This window comes from Bradyrhizobium sp. 14AA, from assembly GCF_054185205.1.
On record NZ_JAVAYM010000157.1, the window covers coordinates 1 to 456 of the forward strand.

General features: G+C 39.0%; 2 protein-coding genes. Both read left to right on the top strand.

Going from position 1 to position 456, the window contains the following annotated elements; genetic code table 11:
- Positions 1-283, top strand: a 283-nt coding sequence (locus RAD15_RS43780) for an RNA polymerase sigma factor (protein WP_458184857.1), incomplete at its 5' end; no start/stop codon positions are given.
- Between the two features lie 14 nt (positions 284-297).
- A partial coding sequence (locus RAD15_RS43785) for a helix-turn-helix domain-containing protein (protein WP_458184858.1) occupies positions 298-456 on the top strand: 159 nt, incomplete at its 3' end.

Here is a 456-nt window from a genome sequence, read left to right on the forward strand (position 1 = left end):
CGATTATCTTGTTAGCCAGTTTGCGACAACAGATGACTATTCAACTGACTTTCAGATTTTTACACTCAATGGGTTATCAGTAGGCGTTGAAGATGATTTGTGGAGTGAAGCATTACGTGAGTTGCCAGACAAGAAACGTGAAATTCTACTGCTGTTTTACTTTATGGACATGAGCGATTCAGAAATTGCAGACCTGTTGAAATTGAACCGTTCTACTGTCTATCGGCATAGAACCAGTGGACTAGCCTTAATTAAAAAGTTTATGGAGGAATTTGAAGAATGAAAACACAATATCCTATGATTCCCTTTCCTCTCATTGTAAAGGCAACAGATGGCGATACCGAAGCGATTAACCAGATTCTACATCATTACAGAGGGTACATAACGAAGCGTTCCCTACGACTTATGAAAGATGAATATGGCAATCAAAGTATGGTCGTTGATGAAGTCTTACGT